An 18,873-nucleotide genomic window follows, 5' to 3' on the forward strand; every position below is an offset into this window, starting at 1 on the left:
CGACCTCAATGGCGAGGCATCCCGGCGGCCGGGCCCAGATTTCAACGGCGGCACCGTGAAGGGCGGCGTCTTCGATCGCGAGGTGATGCTCACGGCGGGAATCCGCGAAACCGCCGGTTTCGCGGCGGTGGCCAGCGGGGACAACTCCAACATCCTGGCGGCCCGGGTGGTGCGCGAGGAGTTCGGCGTGCAGAACGTGGTGGCGCGCATCTACGACCAAGGGCGCGCGGAGGTCTACGAGAAACTCGGCATCCCCACCGTCGCGACGGTGCGCTGGGCGGCCGGGCAGGTGATGAATCGTCTGCTCACCGATGTGGCCACTCCGGTGTGGCGCGATCCCTCGGGAATGACCTCGTTGCTGCAGGCCCCCTTCGCCAATGGCTGGGCCGGCACCTCGATCCAGGAACTCGAGGCAACCTTGCACATACGGATTCCCTTCCTCACCCGAATGGGCACTGGCCTCATCCCACCGTCGGATCTGCTTCTCCAGGAGGGCGATGTGATCTACATCGCGGCCACCAACGACCGTTTCCAATCCGTCTTCCGTACCCTGGCCGCGGCCCCCGAACGGCACTGACGGTGCCCCATACAGTCCACCAACAAAGGCAGGTCATCCCGGCATGAGGATCTCCATCGTCGGCGCAGGAAATGTCGGCCGGTCCATCGGCCGCGAGCTGGTCGCCAACGGACACGAGGTATTGCTGATCGAGAAGGATCCGCATGCCATCAAGTCCGACACTGTTCCGGAGGCCGAGTGGTTGCTCGCCGATGCCTGCGAAATGGATTCGCTGGCCGAGGCCGACCTGCAGACCTGCGATGTGTCCATCGCCGCGACCGGTGACGACAAGGCGAATCTCGTCCACACCCTGCTGGCCAAGACCGAGTTCGGGGTGCCCCGCACCGTGGCGCGAGTCAACCATCCCCGCAACGAGTGGATGTTCGACGAGCGCTGGGGCGTCGATGTTGCCGTCTCCACACCCCGCATCATGTCCGCCCTGGTCGAAGAGGCTGTCAGCGTCGGCGCCGTGGTGCGGCTGATGACCTTCAAGAAGGGTTCGGCGAATCTGGTCGAACTCACGGTGCCTGACGACTCGCCCGCAATCGGCCAACGCGTGCGTGATCTCAATCTGCCCGGCGACGGCGTGTTGGTGGCCATCGTGAGGGACGGGCGCGCCCATGCTCCCGAACGCGACGCGGCGGTGGAGATCGGCGACGAGTTGCTGTTCACCATCACCGAGGAGCACGAGAAGGAACTGTCCCGCTACCTGGTGCCCGCCGCCAAGCGGCGCGGGGCGTGAGCACTGCGGTGCCCAGGCACCGCGGAAGGCCTTGCGAGAGGATGCCTAACCCAGCAGTTCGTAATTCGGGTTGTAGATGACCGGGGTGTCGCCGTTCCGGTTGATGAGGCCGGTGACGCGCAGTTTTCTTCCCGGATCTATTCCAGCGATGGTCCGGCGTCCCATCCACACCAGCAGCACGGTGCCCGAACCATCGGTGAGATCGGCCTCGAGCCAGGAGTGACGCTCGCGTGGATTGAGGGTGACTGCCGACACCGTTCCCTGGACCGTGACGCGACGACGATCAGGCGCCTTACCGATCGGCGTGGCACCCGACTTCACCGATTGCGCGACGAGTTCCTCCGATTCCAGATCGGAATCGGAGCTGAACAGCCTGCGGAACCAGCGCGGCAGCCGCAACCCACGAGCCTGTGCCTGCTCCGGAACGGCGGCATCCGGCCCAGGACGCGATGCATCGGCGCGGGCCGTACCGGGTTCGCGGGGCGCATCTCGTGGAGAGGCGGTGCGTCGAGAGGTGGTCATGGCTCGCGAGGTTCAGTCAGCAGCCGGCTGGTTCTTGAGGCTCTCCGGAAGACTCAAGGTGATGAGATCGCCAGGCACCATCGGGCGATCTCCCCTACGCACCACGGTGTTGGCGAAGAACTCGTAAAGCAACTCGCCAGGGCCATCGCTGCCTTCGGACAGTCCTGCCTCACCCATCACCACACCGCGCAGCAACCAGCGCGGGCCCTGGGCGAACCAGGTGCGCGACACGTGATATCCATGCTGGCCGTCGGGCGTCGTGATGGGCACCACCCTGCGCACCTCGGTACCGAAAGGCCCCTTGGAGAGGGTGAAGGTGCCACCATCCTTGGAGGTGTTGGCGAGCATCTCGTCGCGGACCTGGCCCAGCATCACGCGGTCCGAGGGCGCGGCGAACAGTGAGAGCTCAAGCACCGACTGTCCCTCGAGGATCAGGATGGCCTGGACCTCCTGGGTCTGCTGGTTCACCTGGAGCTGCAGCTGCATCCCGTCGAAGGGGGTGAGCACGAGGCAGCCGAAGTCGAGCCTTTCGACATCGTCGGCGTCGAGATCCACCTCGGAGATGTCGAAGGGGCCATCTGCGCGCCAGTCCTGAGAGGCATCGAAAATCTCCCATTCGTCCTTGGGTGCCTCACGCTCTGGCTTGTCATCCTCATCCGGATCGCCGCCCCCAGCTGAAATCCCATGGGCAGCATCCGTGTCGTCGTCGGGCAGCTCGACTGCCGGGTCGTCATCGATCTCCGGGTCGGCGTCGTCCGGTGCATGCTTCTTGCGGCCAAAGATCACGGCTCTCCCAAATCACTCCGACTTGCCGGGTACGCCCCGATGTCACCGCACCAACCCTAGCCCGTGAGGGACCCACGCAGTTCACTCCCCGCGCATGGTCAGCGCTCTAGGATGGTCTTGGCCAGACAATCCAGGCCTTGCTGAAAGTAGGGAGCCAATGGCACTCGTCAAGAACATGCAGTTCAAGATTCTGACCGCCGCCGCGAGCGCAGCGGTCGGGTTGATCGGGCGGCACCTGCTCACCAAGAGCTGGCGCGATGTCACCGGCGAAGAGCCTCCGGATCCCGCCGACCCCGATGTGCCGGTCGTCAAGGCCGTGACCTGGTTCTTCGCGACCACGCTAGTGATCAGTCTGGTCCAGTTGCTCGTGCAACGCGGCGCGGCGAAGAAGAGCATGGCCAAGACCGGCGACCTGGTGGATGAGCCGGACTACGCAGCAAAGCCCTTCACGGGCTGAGTCATCGGAGCCATGAACATCAGGTCCGGGCCCACGGGGAGCGGGCCCGGACCTGATGTTTCAGCTCAGACGCAAACCACAGGACACGGTTCGCTCAGACGCAATCCACGCAGTACATCTTGCCGTTGATGGTCTCCGCCAGCTGGCTGCGTGATTTCACGAGGAAACAACCGGAGCAGGTGAACTCGTCAGCCTGACGCGGCAAGACCCGCACGGTGAGTTGTTCGTGGGACAGATCCGCCCCGGGCAACTCGAAGGACTCGGCCGCCTCCGCCTCATCCTCGTCGACCTTGCCCGAGTTCTTGTCGTTGCGACGGCTCTTCAGCTCCTCGATCGAGTCCTCACGTGTCTCGTCGTCGGACTTGCGAGGTGCATCGTAATCAGTAGCCATGGTGCCCTTCCGAATACCTGTGACCGGAAAGTCCGATCGCATCGATATCAGCGCTCACGAACCACATCCCGTTCGCACTGATGGTTCTGCCGACCACAGAACGCGGGAATGATACATGAGATCCACGAAAGCGCAACTCCATTCGGAGATCTTCCCACCGTGACGGTGTACAGGTGTGCATGCGGGCCTGACAGTGGGCTCGCGGTAGATTTGGTCAGGATACCGTCGCCGAGTGGTGACGAAGAACAGCGATGACCGTGCCTGGCGGGCGAACCACCGGGCGCCGTGCAGGGAGATCCAGATGGACAGTGCATTGACGCCACGGGAGATCCAGTCGCGCATCCGCGCAGGCGAATCACTCGAGGATGTCGCGCGCGCCGCTGGCGTACCGGTCGACAGCATCGAGGGCTACGCCGCACCCGTCCTCGCCGAACGTGAACACATCGCCGCACTGGCCCACTCCGCACAGGTGCGCCAGGCGAGTTCACCAGATGCACTGTCGGATCTGGAAGAGGTGGTGACACCGCGGTTGGCGAGCCGCGGTGTGGAACCCGATTCGGTGCTGTGGGACGCATGGCGCGAGGAGGATCGGGCGGACCGGCATTGGACCGTCCGAATTTCCTACCAGTCCGGGTCTGCAGGCCATGAAGCCCTGTTCGATTTCGACCATCGGGGCAGATACGCCACGCCGGTGAACTCCGATGCCCAGTGGCTGGTGGGTGAGGAACCGCCCCGCAGCCGTCCCGCTCCCCGTCCGCGCACTGACAGCGACCCGGATGACGAGCCCACCATCGACCTCAACGACGAACTGGCATTGGTGCGCGCAGTGCAGGACGACGAGACACCCACCATCGCCGGTGGTTCAGCACTGGCCGAGCTCTACGCGGCTGCCAAGGCGAATCATGGCACCACCGGCAAGGATGAACTCGTCGATGGCGTCCTGGAGGAGAGGGACGGGGTCTACGAGATCGTGCCCAATCCGCCGTCGGACATGGATGTCCTCTACGACATGCTGGCCGGTTTCGACGAGGACTCCGTGCACGTGTACTCGGGGCTGGGCACCCCGGTGCAGCTCGACGGAAACACCAGCCCTGATGGGGACGGAAACACCAGCCCTGATGGGACGGAGACGGCCGATGACGGCGGGGATGATGCTCCAGAGCCGGACGCCGCTGCGAACCTGGCTGAGCAGCAGGCCGAAACTCACGGCCCGGGGTCGACGCTGAAGCAGCCTGCCGTCCAGCCAGAGGAGCCGGAGCAGCACGAAACTGCGGAGTCCACCGACGAACCGAGCGCACAGTCTGATCAGCCCGCCGGGCAGCAGGACAGCCCGGATCAGGAACCACTGGTCAAGGGCACTCACCCCGCCGCGTCGGCCAAAACCACCAAGCGCAGCCGCCGGCGCCGCTCGCACCGGGCCACCGTGCCCACCTGGGACGAAATCATGTTCGGCGGTCCCAGCGACGGGCGGGAGAAGAAGTGACCTCCCCCGCCCGCGCACCTCGACTGCGCGCGCCTCACTCGAAGGGCAGCGTCTGGGGGCTCAGCGTTGCGTCGACCGGGCGGCCCATGCCCAGCCGGAAGTGCTTTCGGCACAGCACCTCGTAGTGCAGCCCGTCACCACCAGGAGTGTCCTCGGTGTCGGCGATGAGCACCTGATCGCCCTCAGTCACCACCCTGCCGTCGAGCACCCGGGCATTGATCGTGCCACGCGCTCCGCACCAGCACAGCGGCTGCACCTGCATGGTCTGCACCCGATCCGCCAGCTCCACCAGCCGCCGCGATCCGGGGAACAGCTGGCTGCGGAAATCTGTCAGGATTCCGAAGCAGAAGACATCGATGTCCAGCTCGTCGACGATGCGGGCGAGCTGGTCAACCTGGCGGGGCGTGTAGAACTGGGCCTCGTCACACACCAGGAAGTCGATCCGCGCCCCGGAAGTGAGCGCAGAAACCACCCTGGCCCAGAAGTCGAGTGCAGCATCCACCTCGATGGCCGTGCGGCGCATGCCGATCCGGGAGCTGATGGACGCCGTTCCAGTTCTGTCCCGGCTGGTGAAGAGCAGGCCCTGACGGTCATGAAAGGCCTGGGTGTGAGCGGTTTGCAGGGCAAGGGTGGATTTCCCGGAGTTCATCGGACCGGTGAAGAACAGCAGCTCGGCGCTAGTGGGTGCGGCGGCGTCCACCTCAGTCGGCCCAGCCCTCGTCGATGAGCAGCGGGACGAGCATTTCGTCCTCGGTGAGGGAGCCGTGCTGACCGATCAGGGTGAGCTCATGGGGCTTGGTCTTGGTCATCACGGCCCAGTCGCCGCGCATCGCGACGAGGACATCACCGAGACGCTCGCCGGATCTGGCGCTGAGCTCGGGGCCGAACCATCCGGCTTCGGCAGCCTGCTCGCGGGTGCACACCCAGGCTCTCTCACCGAGGACGCCCGACCAGCGAGCAGCCAGCTTCGCCGGTGCATCGGTGTACAGCTGACGGAAGCGGCCCTCTCCCGCCATACGATCCACACCGGAGGCCAGTCTCGGTTCGTCCTCCACGAGGATGTGGTGTTCTGCTGGCACGTCGACCATGCCGTGGTCTCCGGTGACGAGCACGCAGACATCCGCGGGCATCGCATCTCTCAGCTTCTCCAGGTCCTCGTCGATGCGCTGCAACGTGCCGCGCCACTGGGACGAACCCACTCCGCGGGCATGCCCGATGTGGTCGAGGTCACCGTCATACAGATAGACGAAGGCAGGGCCGCTCCCGCCGACAGCCTCGCTCACCTGAGTGATGCGCTCCTGGGCACCTGCATGGTCGGCGACCGGAAGATAGCGCCCCCCGCGCAGCCCGGCCCTGGTGAGCCCAGAATCCTGAAATTTCGCTCTGGCAACGCTGGACACCGCGACACCTGCGGCGCTGAGGATCTCGAACCAGGTACCGAGCGGCTGGAATGACTCCGGGATGGGGTCCTCGGGACCCCATCTGAGGGCATTGAGCACGCGTGCGTGCCGAGCCGTGCGGAAGGTGTAGCCCACGATTCCGTGCTCGCCGGGCGGGCAGCCTGTGCCGAGGGTGGTGAGCGAGACGGCGGTGGTCGAGGGCACCGGCGCGCTGATCGGGCGAGCATCGGCCAGCAGCTGGGGGAAGTACCCGAGTTGACCCAGGTGCCGGCGCAGCAGATGCCAGCCCAGGCCGTCGACGAGGAAGAGCACATAGGCCCTGGCCCGCGGCAGACCGAAGGCGTCATGGGCACCGGGCACGCCGAGCTGGGATGCGATGGCGGGCATGAGCTCGGCCAGCGTGCCACGCCCATAGGCCGGGCCGCACGGGAGCACAGCGCTCATCGGCCCTGCCGCCGAGCCGGCACGCGACGCTGCAGCAGGGTGGCCAGGCCCATCAAATGGGCGACGGAAGCATCGTCATCGGCTGCCGGGCTCATCCGGACCGTGAGATCCTCGTTGACCATTTCACCGCTGAAACAGCCCTGGATGCCGCACTGCGGATCACTGCACTGTGCCGGGACGACCTCCAGCGACCGGACAGCGCCCCAGCCCAGCGACAGCACGATGTCGATGGTGTGCGAACGGCGTGCGGTGCCGAATTGCTCGGGATTGGAGATGGAGCGGGTCAGCGTGACGACCCCGATCGTGTCGAGCGGCACCGACTCGGAGCTGGTGACAGCGACAGGTTGCCCGTGCTCGTCGGCCTGCTCATCGGTGTGCACCACCAGCAGTCTGCTCGGTGTGAGCACGAGCACCGTCAGATGGCGCAGTATGTCGTCCGGACCCACGACGGCCTCGTGCTGAACCACGAACTCGTCCACGTCTTCATCTGCCAGGGACAGCGTCACAGCATCGGCCACCAGCTGCGGGAAGAATCCGCAGTCGTTGATCCACCGGATGAGGTCGCCGGGCAGCATGCTCTGAGCGCCTGTCGTCACAGAGCCATCCTGCCACCCTCCGATGCGGCGGGGCGCCCCGGTTAGTGTGGGTGCCATGAAGCATCGTCCTTCCTTCGGAATGCGTGTGGAGGACTTTCTCAACCGGTGCATTGCGAGGACGCTGCGCCGGAGGGGATGGCACGAGGCGCTCGTGCCCTACACCGGCTATGGCACCGAGGACCACGTCCGGATTCTGGGCCGGCTGGTGCTCGCCCCTCCCCGCCCCGGCATGCCGCTGCCGAACTATGCGGCCGCCTGGCTCAACCGCCGGGGCTGGCGCAATTTCGTCGGTCAGCCGGTGCCCAAGGGGCGCGCCACGCTGCACATCGCGGGCGAGACGATGCATCTGCGCACAGACCGGAAGGGATACATCGACATCACGGTGAAGGCCCACCGGTTGACGCCTGGATGGCATCGGGTGCGGCTCGAGTCCCCGGGAGCTGCGCCGGTGGACGCCCCGGTGCAGGTCATCGCCAGGGACGAGCACTTCGGCATCATCTCCGACATCGACGACACCATCATCTCCACCTATCTGCCTCGTGTGGCGCTGGCCATCTGGAACAGCTTCATGCAGACCGAGGGAAATCGCCAGGCGGTGCCGGGGATGGCCCGGATGTATCAGCATCTGCTGGCCGAGCATCCCGGTGCGCCGGTGATCTATGTCTCCACCGGCGCGTGGAGCGCAGTGCCCTTCCTGCGCCGCTTCATGGCCAGGCACGGCTATCCCCGCGGGGCTATGCTGCTGACCGACTTTGGGCCCACCCCCAACGGCTGGTTCCGCTCGGGGACCGATCACAAGCGCTACTCGATGAGCGAACTGGCCCGTGACTTCCCCGGAATCAGCTGGGTGCTCGTCGGGGACAACGGGCAGCACGACCCCGTGCTGTACCACGAATTCGCCGACCTGCACCCGGACAGGGTGCGCGCCATTGTGATCCGCACGCTGTCGCCGACAGAGCAGCTCCTCGCGCACGGAACTGCCACCGTGCTGATGGATTCGGCGCATCTTGAGTGGACGCCGGAACAGACTCCTGCGGTCGATGGTTCCGATGGGGACGAGCTGTGGCCGAAGTTGCAGGCGGTTCTGGCGAGCCAGGACGGCAAGGAGGCGAACTCTCTCGGCCACTGAGGCTGGAGTTCTGCCCTCTTCGGGGGTGGTGTCCGTCCGGGCAGCGGACAGGACGTCGCGGCCCGGGCTGGGAGGCTGCCTCGGCGAGCGCCCGTCGCCAGCACTCCCCTGCGCTCACGAGGTTCGGTGCCAACAGATCCCGTGCCAGTGTGACCACCGAACGGATGACGATGGCACGAGCCCGCAACCGTGCCGCGCCGAAGCAGGGCTGGATAACATGCGTGGCAGCCAGCCTTGTCATGTCCAGTGGGAACGATCCAGGAGGTCGCAATGCCCAAAGCGATAGTCATCCGTGCCAATCCAGTCCCGACAGGTCCGGATGCGCCGGTGAATCGGGCGGCCGTCGAAGAGATCTCCGCCGAGCAGCTGGGCGAGGGTCCGGTGACCGTCGAGGTGAGTCACTCCAGCCTCAATTACAAGGACGCCATCGTGCTGGCCGGGGATCCGGGCATCGTACGCAGCACGCCCTTGGTGGCCGGCATCGACCTGGTGGGCACCGTTGTGGAGTCCTCGGATGCTCGCTGGGATGCTGGTGACAAGGTGCTGGTCAATGGCGCAGGCATGTCCGAAAACCATCCGGGCGGGCTCAGCGAGCTTGCGAAACCGCCCGTCGAGGCGCTCATTCGTCTTCCCGATGAACTCAGCCCTGCGCGCGCTGCAGCGCTGGGCACTGCTGGCTATACGGCGGCGCTGTGCGTGCTGCGCCTGCAGGAGGCAGGCATCGTCTCCAGCGCCGAACGCCCGATCCTGGTCACCGGCGCCACCGGCGGGGTCGGCTCCGTGGCCACCATGCTGCTCGCTGGGCTGGGGCATGAGGTTGCGGCTCTCACCGGCCGCGTCGAGGACTTCGGTGACTATCTGTCCGAGCTGGGTGCGAACCAGATCGTGGACCGCGGGGAGCTGTCCGCACCGGGACGTCCCCTGCAGAAGCAGTCCTGGGCGGGTGCGGTCGACGTGCTGGGCGGCGATGTGCTGGCCAATGTGCTCGCCCAGACCGAATATGGCGGTACTGTCACGGCCTGCGGAATGGCCGCGTCGGGTGCGCTGCCGGCCAGCATCATGCCGTTCATCCTGCGCTCGGTCACCCTGGCCGGGATCGACTCCGTGCAGGCCCCACTGGCCGATCGGGAAGCCGCATGGAAGCTCCTGGCAGAGCAGGTCGACCTCACTGCCCTCGACGTGATCACCCAGACCATCGGCCTGGACGACACCTTCGAGATGGCCAAGAAGTTGCTGGCCGGTATGTCCTATGGGCGCATCGTCGTCGACATGAATTTGTGAGACAGGAGTTCCACCGCACATGGCAGGCACGAAACAGATCGATGACGACTTCGAGGAACGCATCATCGATGTCGACGTCACGCAGGAGATGGAGAGCTCCTTCCTGGAGTACGCCTACTCGGTGATTTACTCCCGCGCCCTGCCCGATGCCCGCGATGGCCTCAAGCCGGTGCAGCGCAGGATCCTCTACGGGATGAACGAGCAGCACCTGCTGCCTGATCGCGCCTTCGTCAAGTGCGCGCGCGTGGTCGGCGATGTGATGGGAAAGCTGCACCCCCATGGCGACTCCGCCATCTACGAGGCGCTGGTGCGGATGGGCCAGGACTGGTCGATGCGGCTTCCGCTGGTCGAGGGGCACGGAAACTTCGGATCGCTGGACGCCGGCCCGGCCGCCATGCGCTACACGGAGTGCCGGATGAGCCCGGCAGCCCTCCCGATGCTGGACGGTTTGGACGAGGACACCGTCGACTTCCGGCCCAATTACGACGGCAAGGAGTTGGAGCCCTCCGTGCTGCCCGCCGCCTTCCCGAATCTGCTCGTCAACGGTGCCACCGGCATCGCCGTCGGGATGGCCACCAATATTCCGTCGCACAATCTGTCCGAGGTGGTGCAGGCGCTGGTCCACCTGCTGGCCCACCCCGACGCAGATCTCGACCGTCTGATGCGTTTCGTACCCGGTCCCGATCTGCCCACCGGCGGGAAGATCATCGGGCTCAAGGGCATCCGCGATGCCTATGCGACCGGCCGAGGCGTCTTCAGGATCAGGGCGACGACCCGCATCGAGCAGGTGAGCCCTCGCCGGCGCGGAATCGTCGTCACCGAGCTGCCGTTCGGGGTGGGCCCAGAGAAGGTCATCGAGCAGATCAAGCACCTCGTCCAGGCCAAGAAGCTGTCCGGCATCGCCGACATCAAGGACCTCACCGACCTCACCAATGGCCTGCGGCTGGTCATCGAGGTGAAGAACAGCATCAACCCCGAGGCCCTGCTGGACCAGCTGTTCAAGCACACCAAGCTGGAGGACTCCTTCGGCATCAATGCCGTCGCCCTGGTGGATGGCCAGCCTCGCACTCTCGGCCTGAAGGACATGCTTCAGGTCTATCTCGACCACCGCCTCGAGGTGAGCCTGCGTCGGGCTCGTTTCCAGCTGCGCAAGGCCGAGGAGAGGCTGCACATCGTCACCGGCCTGCTGGTCGCGATGGTGGACATCGATGACGTGATCGCCATCATCCGCTCCAGTGACGACGCAGCCGAGGCCCGCAGCCGTCTGATGGAGGCTTTCGACCTCGACGAGATCCAGGCGAATTACATCCTCGATCTGCAACTGCGCAGGCTGACGAAGCTCTCCCGCATCGAACTCGAGGCAGAGCGTGATGAGCTGCAGCGGCGCATCGAGGACCTGACCGCGATCATCGATGACCCCGAGCGGCTCAAGACCCTGGTCCGTGACGACCTCAAGGCCATTGCGAAGAAATTCGCCACACCACGCCGCACCCTGCTGCTGGAGGGCTCCGGCCTGCCCACTCCTGGTGGCGCCCCGCTTGAGGTGCCCGATGAGCCCTGCTGGATCATGCTCAGCTCAACGGGTCTGCTCGCCCGGATGGGCCGAGCCGAAGGTCAGCTCAGCCTGCCGTCGACGGGCCCACGCGCGCGGCACGACGTCATCGTGGCCGCGGTGCCCCTCACCACGCATGCCGACTTCGGTGTGCTCACAAACCAGGGCCGGCTGGTGCGGGCCAAAGCCCTCGATCTTCCCGAGGTGGTGGCCACCGCCAGCGCTCCGAGCCTTCGAGGCGGCTCCCGCGCCAGCGAGCTGATCCCCCTCGGCAAGGGGGAACGCATTCTCGGTCTGGCCAGGCTGGAAGCAGATTCACCAGGTCTTGCATTGGGCACGCGCGCCGGCACCGTGAAGCGGGTCACCCCGGAGGTGCTGGCACGGGACGCGTGGGAGGTCATCCGGCTGGCCCCGGGCGATGAACTCGTGGGTGCGGTGCAGCTCGCGGATCCTGACGACGAACTGGTGTTCGTCAGCTCCGATGCCCAGCTGCTGCACTTCCCGGCATCGGCCGTCAGGCCGCAGGGCCGCGGCGGTGGAGGTGTGGCCGGAATCAAGCTCGCCGACGATGCCACGGCCATATGGTTCGGCGCCTGCCCGGTGGAGGGCGCTGTGCTGGTGAGCGTCGCGGGTTCGTCGGATGCGCTGCCAGGAGCAGAACCAGGATCGGTCAAGGTCACCGACTTCGGTGAATACCCCGCCAGGGGACGGGCCACCAGGGGGATGCGCTGCCAGCGACTCCTGCGCGGCGAGGACATCCTGACGCTGGCCTGGGCAGGCCCGTCGCCAGCCATCGCCGCCGCGGCCTCCGGAACACCGGTGGAGCTGCCCCCGGCCACCGGGAAGCGCGATGGTTCAGGTATCCCCGCCCCGCAGCCGATCGCGGCCGTGTCGTCACGCGTCGTGCCCAGCATGGGAGGCTGGTGACATGCGCATTGCAGTGATCGGAGCAGGCGGTGTCGGCGGTTTCTTCGGCGCCAAGTTGGTGCAGTCCGGGGTCGAGACGCACTTCGTAGCCAGGGGCGCCACTCTCGATGCGCTCCGGAGGCGTGGGCTCACCGTGGCCAGCAGTCAGGGCCACAAGACCGTCCATGTGCATGCCACCGACGATCCAGCCGACATCAGCCAGGTCGACTTCGTGCTGTGCTGCGTCAAGGCCACCCAGGTGATCGACGCGCTCGAACCCGCAGGAGCGCTCATCGGAGCCTCGACGGCGGTTGTCACCACCCAGAACGGGGTGGACGGCCCCCGCATGACCGCCAGCGTGGTGGGCCGGGAACACACCATGCCCGGTGTGGTGAAGGTCTTCTCCCAGATCGCCGAGCCAGGTGTCGTAGAGCACCGTGGTGGTCCTGGCACGCTGGAGATCGGCGAGTGGAACAACGAGGTGAGCTCCCGGGTCGCCGCGATGCGCAGCGTCCTGGAGGCAGCCGGCGTGCCCTCCCCCGCACCCCGCGACATCTGGGAGCTGCTGTGGGAGAAGTCCATGATCGTGGTTCCGCCGGGCGGCCTGGGAGCTCTCACCCAGCTGCCGATCGGTGAGCTGCTGAGCCGGCCGAACCTTCGAGAGCTGTTGGCCACGGCGATTGCTGAGATCAGGGACGTCGCCGTGGCACGCCGGGTCGAGCTGCCCGCTGACATCGTGGAGCAGACGATGGCTTTCATCGAGACCCAGCCGCCGTCCTCCACCACCTCCTTGCAGCGGGATCTGATGGCCGGACGGCCCAGTGAACTGGATCCGCAGCTCGGCGCAGTGGTGCGTTATGGGCGTGAGGCCGGCGTGCCGACGCCTCTGCACGCGTTGATGTACGAGGTGCTCAAACTGGGGCGCGGAGAACAGCACTGAGCCGCGACACATGTGATTGAGCCGTCAGCGATCTTCACCCCGCCCGCCATGATGGTGGCCGAGCGGCGAAATAGGGTGTTGAATGTGCCCGACTTCGATGATCTCCTCGCTGCGAACAAGCAATACTCCGACAACTTCGCCCTGGCCGGGGCCAACCCGCACGCAGTCAGGGGAATCGCCATTCTCACCTGTATGGACGCCCGTCTCGAGCCGCTGGCGATGTTCGGCCTGAAGACTGGGGATGCGAAGGTGCTGCGCAATCCTGGCGGCCACCTGGAGGAGTCATCCCTCGACGCCTGCATCCTCGCTGTGACCGTGCTCGGCGTCGACCGGATCTGTGTGGTGGAGCACACCAAGTGCGCAATGGCCGGCGGGGACGACGCCGCCGTGGTGGCGAAGATCAAGGCTGCCACGGGCGACGATGCCAGCTGGTGCACCTTCGGCGCCGACCCGGACCAGGAGGCCCATGTGCGCGCCGACGTCGCCAGGCTGAGGGCCCATCCGCTGGTCGGGCCGCACGCCACGATCGGTGGTTTCATCTACGACGTCGACAACGGCTCACTCACCCAGTTGTGCTGATCACCGAGGGTTGACAGCTCTGCCCTGAGTGCTGCCGCATCCCACTGGGATGAGCGCCACCAGCCCAGCGAACAGCACGACCGAGATGCCGATGATGCCGAAGTACTGAGCGTTTTCCTTGCCGGTCACCGCCATGCCGATCGTCACGAACAGACCGAACAACGCCGGTGACAGTGGCGAGGCCACCCGGCCGGTGGTGGCGTACAGACCAAAGATCTCACCGCTCATGCCGTCCGGAATGATCCTCGCCAGATAGCTGCGGGAGGCCGCCTGGGCCGGGCCGACGAAGATGCACAGGATGAGCCCCAACGCCCAGAACATCGTCTGGCCCCGATCGTGCAGCACAAACACCGCCATGCAGATCGCCACCAGGCAGCTCAGTGAGATGAGAATGACCGGTTTGGGGCCGATCAGGTCGTCCATCCGGCCCATCGCGATGGTCGCCACTCCGGCCACGATGTTCGCGGCGGCACCGAAGATCACCACCTCCCCGCCGGAGAAGCCGAAAGTGTTCTGCGCCATCGCGCCGCCATAGATGAAGACGCCATTGAGGCCGTCACGGAACAGTGCCGAGGCGAGCAGGAACCACACGATGGTGCGATGGGTGTGCCACAGCGAGACGATGGTTCCGCAGAGGCGCCGGTAGGAGCCGATGATGCCCAGTCGTTTCACCGGTTCGTTCACCGGCTGGTCTTTCAAGGTGCGGAAGATCGGCACGGTGAACACGAGCATCCACAGCGCGCAGAACAGCATCGGCACCCTGATGTTCATGCTGTCCCGGCTGGTCACACCGAACAGGCCGACCTTCGGGGCGATGAATCCGAAGTAGATCACCAGCAGCGCGACGATGCCTCCCAGATAGCCCATCCCCCAGCCGAACCCGGAGATCCGGCCGACATCGCGTCTGGTGGCCACCTGGTCGATGGACGCGTTGTAGCTCGCCGAGGCCACTTCGGACAGGATCGTGCCCAACCCCACCAGCAGGAAGCCCGGCCACAGCCACACCGGTGAGGGATGCACGATGACCAGGATCGCGGTGCTGGCGGCCAGCGCCCAGGTGAGCCGGCGCAGGGTGCGCATGGTGTGCCCGCTCCGATCGGATCCCTGGCCCGATATGGGCGCCGTCAAAGCGATGATGACGGACGCAGCGGTGAGGCAGATCGACTGCACCAGGGCCGTGTGGTTGGCGGTGCCGAAGTGGCTGCTGACCAGGTAGACGCTGAACACGAAAGTGGTCACGACACTGTTCCAGGGTTGGGTTCCCCAGTCCCACAGCGCCCAGGCGAACACCTTCTTCCTCGGTGCAGACCCGGATTCGTCCAGTGCGCCGCGGCCAGGCAGCGCCGCCATTTCAGAACTCACCTGCCCACGCTAGAGCGGCACGATGAATTCCACACGACATTGGAGCAACGCGCAGGTGCCTGTCCGGACACTCAATGGTGAGATCGCAGCCTCATACGTCGATGCGCTCCTCGTCGAGCTGATAGGCACCCTCCACGATGAATTTCTTGCGCGGCGCCACATCGGAACCCATCAGCAGATCGAAGGTGGTCGCTGCGGCTTCAACCTCGTCCAGAGTGATCCGGCGCAACAGCCGGTGCCGGGGATTCATGGTGGTATCGGCCAGCTGGTCGGCGTCCATCTCGCCCAGGCCCTTGTAGCGTTGCGGCTCCTTGAAGTGCACGCCCTTCGCAGTGAGCTGGGCCATCGTGCGCTCGTACTCCGGGTCTGAATAGGTGTAGAGGAATTTGTCCATGCCGCGCTTGGGATTGATCAGCTCGAAGCGGTGCAGCGGCGGGACGGCGCTGTAGACCCGTCCGGCAGCAATCATCGGGCGCATGTAGCGGAAGAACAGCGTGGCCAGCAGACAGCGGATGTGCGCGCCGTCGGAGTCGGCGTCGGCCATGAAGATGATCTTCCCGTAGCGCGCCTGGTCGATGTCGAAGGTCTTGCCTGAACCAGCACCCACCACTTGGATGATGGCGGCGCACTCGGCGTTCTTCAACATGTCACCGACCGAAGCCTTCTGCACATTGAGGATCTTGCCGCGGATCGGCAGGAGCGCCTGGAACTCCGAATCCCGTGCCTTCGAGGCGGTGCCCAGGGCCGAGTCACCCTCCACGATGAACAGCTCGCTGCGATCCCCATCGGCACTGCGGCAGTCCTTGAGCTTGGGCGGCAGGCTGGAGGATTCCAGAGCGTTCTTGCGCCGCTGGTTCTCCCGGTGGGCCTTCGCAGCCACTCGGGTACGTGAGGCGGACACCACCTTCTCCATGAGGATGCGCGCCTGCTGACGGGTCGTGGCCCTGGTGGAGGTGAGGTAGTCGCACACCTGGGTCTCGATGATCTTCGCGACCAGCCGAGACACCGGCGGCGTGCCGAGCACCTCCTTCGTCTGACCCTCGAACTGCGGTTCGGGCAGCTTGACCGTCACGACTGCGGTCAAACCCTCGAGGATGTCCTCCTTGGTGACCTCTTCGGAGTTCTTGAGCAGCCGCGTGCTGTCCAGACCCTTTGCGAAGGCGCGCACCAGGCCTCGCTCGAAGCCCTGCACATGGGTGCCTCCCTTGGGTGTGGAGATGATGTTGACGAAGGAGCGCTCCACGGCGTCGTAGCCGTTCGACCACTGCACCGCACAGTCCACATCGAGCTGGCGCTCCACCTCGGCAGGGACCATCGCCCCGTGCGCATCGGGCATCGGGACTGTCTCGACGAAGGTATCGGAGCCGGTGAGTCGTAGCACCTCGGTCAACGGTTCGCCCTCGGCGAGGAATTCCACGAATTCACCGATGCCGCCCTCGTGACGGAAGGTGGTAGCCGAAGGCTCCTGCACCTCATCACGGGCATCGATCACCTCGATGCCCAGCCCCGGCACCAGGAAACTGGTCTGCCTGGCCCGCCCGAGCAGCTGTTCCAGCGACAGCTGGGCGTCCTTGAGGAAGATCTGCCGATCCGGCCAGTAGCAGATTCTGGTGCCGGTGATCCTCTTTGCCACCGTGCCCACCATCCGCAGGCCACCGCCGGGAATGAACTCGGCATCTGGCCCCTCGCCCTTGAAGACACCTGGGTGCCCGCGCCTGAAGCTCATCGCCCAGGTCTTGCCCGCCCTGTCGACCTCGACGTCCAGACGGGTGCTCAGCGCATTGACCACCGAGGCGCCCACACCGTGCAGGCCGCCGGTGGCTGCATAACTGCCTGCGCCGAATTTTCCTCCCGCGTGCAGTTTGGTGAGGACAACTTCGACGCCGGTGAGGCCGGTACGGGGTTCGATGTCGACGGGAATGCCTCTGCCCTGGTCAGCGACCGAGATGGAAGCATCCGGATTGAGACGCACAGTGATGTGATCACCGAATCCGGCGAGGGCCTCATCGACGGCATTGTCGATGATCTCCCACAGGCAGTGCATGAGTCCACGGGTGTCGGTGGTGCCGATGTACATCGCGGGGCGCTTGCGTACTGCCTCGAGCCCCTCCAGGACGAGCAGATTCTTGGCGCCATAGGCACGGATCGCACCCGGCTGGCCGTCGACATCGGTGATTCTTGACACGTTGAGAGCCTAGCTGCGGCCACTGACAGTGCTGTTGACAGCCGATCAACCAGCCCATCCGGCTTGGGCATCTGGTGGGCCCGCGTACTGTAGGTGTCGTGAGCACGACAGCATTCGAGAACACCGAGCTGACGGCAGCCGACCGCTGCGACCGTTGCGGTGCGCGGGCACAGTTGAAGGTGCTTCTCGACAATGGCGGCGTGCTGTTGTTCTGCGCTCATCACGCTCGCGCGCACGCCGAAAAGATCAGACAGGTAGCGGTGAAACTCGAGGGAGAAACGAGTCTTCTAGACTGAGCATGGATCTGGGCGTTGTGACACCTCATGCAGGCGTGAAAACGTTCAGCCCGGCCTTGCTCGACGGCGTGGCTGACGCATTGCCCGGAAACTCGGCATGACCATTCCGGGCGCCTTCGAAGGAGCCTCCATGACCACGACCCACGTCGTGAGTGATCATCCCACAGTCGGTACCAAGAATGACCTTCCCAAAGTCGGTATCGTTGGGGCCGGCCAAGTCGGCTCGGCCTTGGCCTATGCAACGATCATCCGCGGGGTTGTGCCGCGTATTGCGGTCTATGACATCGACGAGAAGCGGACCCTGGCCCAGGTGGCCGATCTCGCGCACGGCACCGTCTACGCAGGCCCGGAGGTCACCGGTGGCGCTGACCCCGAGGTGCTGCGCGATTCCGACATCGTCATCATCACTTCCGGCGCACCGCAGCGCCCCGGCCAGACTCGCCTGGACCTCGCCGATATCAATGCCAAGATCATCGGTGACATCATCCCCAAGGTGCTCAATGTCGCACCTGACGCGCTCATCGTGCTCGTCACCAACCCCTGCGATGTCTTGACCGTCGTCGCGCAGAAGATCTCTGGCCTGCCGAACAACCGGATCTTCTCCACCGGGACGAGCCTGGACACCGCTCGGCTGCGCCACCTCATCGCCAAGCGCGCCAATGTCAGCGAGAACAATGTGCATGCCGAGATGGCCGGCGAGCACGGCGACTCCGAGTTCGCCCTGTGGTCCACCGCGACAATCGGCCTGGTGCCCGTCAAGGAGTGGATCGACGACAACGGCAACCGCCCCTTCACCGACGATGTCACCACCCAGATCGCCCAGGATGTGGCGGAAGCCGCCTACCAGGTGATCGCAGGCAAGGGCTCCACCAACTACGCGATCGGTCTGTCCGGGGCCTATCTCATCGAGCGCCTGCTGTCCGCCAGCCACAGCCTGATGCCGCTCTCCAGCACCCTGGACGACTACTACGGTATCTCCGGCGTGGCACTGTCGGTGCCGACGCTGGTGAACAACCAGGGCATCATCCGCGCCGTCACGGTGCCGATGTCCAAGGCTGAGCGCGGTGCTCTGGAGACCTCCGCGGCTACCCTGCACTCCATCCTGCATTCGATCGGCTACTGATCAACTGATCGGGCTCCGACGAAGAACTGGGGGGGGGGGGGGGGGGGCCCCCCCCCCCCCCCCCCCGCCGGGGGGGGGGGGGGGGGGCGCCCCCCCCCCCACCCCACCCCCCCCCCGCCGCCCCCCGCCCCCGCCAGCCCCCC

Annotated in this window: 19 protein-coding genes; 11 read left to right on the forward strand and 8 right to left on the reverse strand. The window is 65.7% G+C overall.

All coding sequences use genetic code 11. The features are described from left to right. The coding region (locus ABF648_RS09600) for an NAD-binding protein (RefSeq protein ID WP_415632063.1) at window positions 1-577 on the forward strand (577 nt) is incomplete at its 5' end. 43 nt (window positions 578-620) lie between these two features. Continuing rightward, window positions 621-1,298, forward strand: coding sequence for a potassium channel family protein (locus tag ABF648_RS09605; RefSeq protein WP_415632064.1), 678 nt, complete (start codon window positions 621-623; stop codon window positions 1,296-1,298). Between the two features lie 45 nt (window positions 1,299-1,343). On the opposite strand, the gene ABF648_RS09610 is transcribed toward ABF648_RS09605, so the two are convergent. Together ABF648_RS09610 and ABF648_RS09615 are read right to left on the reverse strand one after the other, a co-directional pair. Continuing rightward, a complete protein-coding gene (locus ABF648_RS09610) occupies window positions 1,344-1,820 on the reverse strand; it encodes an OB-fold nucleic acid binding domain-containing protein (protein WP_415632065.1) in 477 nt (158 codons plus the stop codon). 12 nt (window positions 1,821-1,832) lie between these two features. Next, the gene (locus tag ABF648_RS09615) at window positions 1,833-2,603 is read right to left on the reverse strand and encodes a DUF3710 domain-containing protein (RefSeq protein WP_415632079.1); all 771 of its coding nucleotides are present in this window, start codon (window positions 2,601-2,603) and stop codon (window positions 1,833-1,835) included. 160 nt (window positions 2,604-2,763) lie between these two features. Here ABF648_RS09615 and ABF648_RS09620 point away from each other — a divergent pair, with 160 nt between their 5' ends. After that, entirely contained in the window at window positions 2,764-3,063 is a 300-nt protein-coding gene (locus tag ABF648_RS09620) for a DUF4235 domain-containing protein (RefSeq protein WP_415632066.1), read from the forward strand. A gap of 94 nt (window positions 3,064-3,157) precedes the next feature. On the opposite strand, the gene ABF648_RS09625 is transcribed toward ABF648_RS09620, so the two are convergent. Next, window positions 3,158-3,454 (reverse strand): DUF4193 domain-containing protein, encoded by a 297-nt coding sequence (locus tag ABF648_RS09625; RefSeq protein WP_415632067.1) that lies wholly within the window; start codon window positions 3,452-3,454, stop codon window positions 3,158-3,160. A gap of 235 nt (window positions 3,455-3,689) precedes the next feature. Between ABF648_RS09625 and sepH the strand changes: the two genes are divergently transcribed. Continuing rightward, a complete protein-coding gene (gene sepH, locus ABF648_RS09630; RefSeq protein ID WP_415632080.1) occupies window positions 3,690-4,937 on the forward strand; it encodes a septation protein SepH in 1,248 nt (415 codons plus the stop codon). A gap of 34 nt (window positions 4,938-4,971) precedes the next feature. On the opposite strand, the gene ABF648_RS09635 is transcribed toward sepH, so the two are convergent. From ABF648_RS09635 to ABF648_RS09645, 3 genes are read right to left on the reverse strand one after another with little or no spacing between them, the layout of a single operon-like run. Beyond that, complete coding sequence (locus ABF648_RS09635) at window positions 4,972-5,637, reverse strand: thymidine kinase (RefSeq protein ID WP_415632068.1); 666 nt, start codon at window positions 5,635-5,637, stop codon at window positions 4,972-4,974. 1 nt (window position 5,638) lies between these two features. Then, complete coding sequence (locus tag ABF648_RS09640) at window positions 5,639-6,781, reverse strand: alkaline phosphatase family protein (protein WP_415632069.1); 1,143 nt, start codon at window positions 6,779-6,781, stop codon at window positions 5,639-5,641. Continuing rightward, on the reverse strand, window positions 6,778-7,377 hold the full coding sequence (locus tag ABF648_RS09645; protein ID WP_415632070.1) for a DUF5998 family protein: 600 nt from the start codon (window positions 7,375-7,377) through the stop codon (window positions 6,778-6,780). The genes ABF648_RS09640 and ABF648_RS09645 overlap by 4 nt, the downstream gene beginning before the upstream one ends. 55 nt (window positions 7,378-7,432) lie before the next feature. On the opposite strand from ABF648_RS09645, the gene ABF648_RS09650 reads away from it, so the two are divergent. The 5 genes from ABF648_RS09650 (at window position 7,433) to ABF648_RS09670 (ending at window position 13,764) form a co-directional block, all read left to right on the forward strand. Next, entirely contained in the window at window positions 7,433-8,506 is a 1,074-nt protein-coding gene (locus ABF648_RS09650) for an App1 family protein (protein ID WP_415632071.1), read from the forward strand. 270 nt (window positions 8,507-8,776) lie between these two features. Continuing rightward, a complete protein-coding gene (locus ABF648_RS09655) occupies window positions 8,777-9,787 on the forward strand; it encodes an MDR family oxidoreductase (protein WP_415632072.1) in 1,011 nt (336 codons plus the stop codon). A 19-nt stretch (window positions 9,788-9,806) separates the two neighbouring features. After that, entirely contained in the window at window positions 9,807-12,266 is a 2,460-nt protein-coding gene (locus ABF648_RS09660) for a DNA gyrase/topoisomerase IV subunit A (protein WP_415632073.1), read from the forward strand. A 1-nt stretch (window position 12,267) separates the two neighbouring features. After that, window positions 12,268-13,185: a 2-dehydropantoate 2-reductase gene (locus ABF648_RS09665; protein ID WP_415632074.1), complete on the forward strand. Its 918-nt coding sequence runs from the start codon at window positions 12,268-12,270 to the stop codon at window positions 13,183-13,185. 84 nt (window positions 13,186-13,269) lie between these two features. Next, window positions 13,270-13,764: a beta-class carbonic anhydrase gene (locus ABF648_RS09670; protein ID WP_415632075.1), complete on the forward strand. Its 495-nt coding sequence runs from the start codon at window positions 13,270-13,272 to the stop codon at window positions 13,762-13,764. On the opposite strand, the gene ABF648_RS09675 is transcribed toward ABF648_RS09670, so the two are convergent. Then, window positions 13,765-15,114: an MFS transporter gene (locus ABF648_RS09675; protein WP_415632081.1), complete on the reverse strand. Its 1,350-nt coding sequence runs from the start codon at window positions 15,112-15,114 to the stop codon at window positions 13,765-13,767. It lies immediately after the preceding gene. A 103-nt stretch (window positions 15,115-15,217) separates the two neighbouring features. Beyond that, entirely contained in the window at window positions 15,218-17,311 is a 2,094-nt protein-coding gene (locus ABF648_RS09680) for a DNA gyrase/topoisomerase IV subunit B (RefSeq protein WP_415632076.1), read from the reverse strand. A gap of 98 nt (window positions 17,312-17,409) precedes the next feature. On the opposite strand from ABF648_RS09680, the gene ABF648_RS09685 reads away from it, so the two are divergent. Both ABF648_RS09685 and ABF648_RS09690 read left to right on the forward strand, forming a co-directional pair. Continuing rightward, window positions 17,410-17,607 carry a hypothetical protein gene (locus ABF648_RS09685; protein ID WP_415632077.1) on the forward strand — a complete coding sequence of 66 codons (198 nt, stop codon included), beginning with the start codon at window positions 17,410-17,412 and terminating at the stop codon, window positions 17,605-17,607. A 130-nt stretch (window positions 17,608-17,737) separates the two neighbouring features. Next, complete coding sequence (locus ABF648_RS09690; protein WP_415632078.1) at window positions 17,738-18,730, forward strand: L-lactate dehydrogenase; 993 nt, start codon at window positions 17,738-17,740, stop codon at window positions 18,728-18,730. Window positions 18,731-18,873 lie beyond the last annotated feature (143 nt).

The organism is Propionibacterium sp., from assembly GCF_047719395.1.
GTDB lineage: Bacteria > Actinomycetota > Actinomycetes > Propionibacteriales > Propionibacteriaceae > Propionibacterium.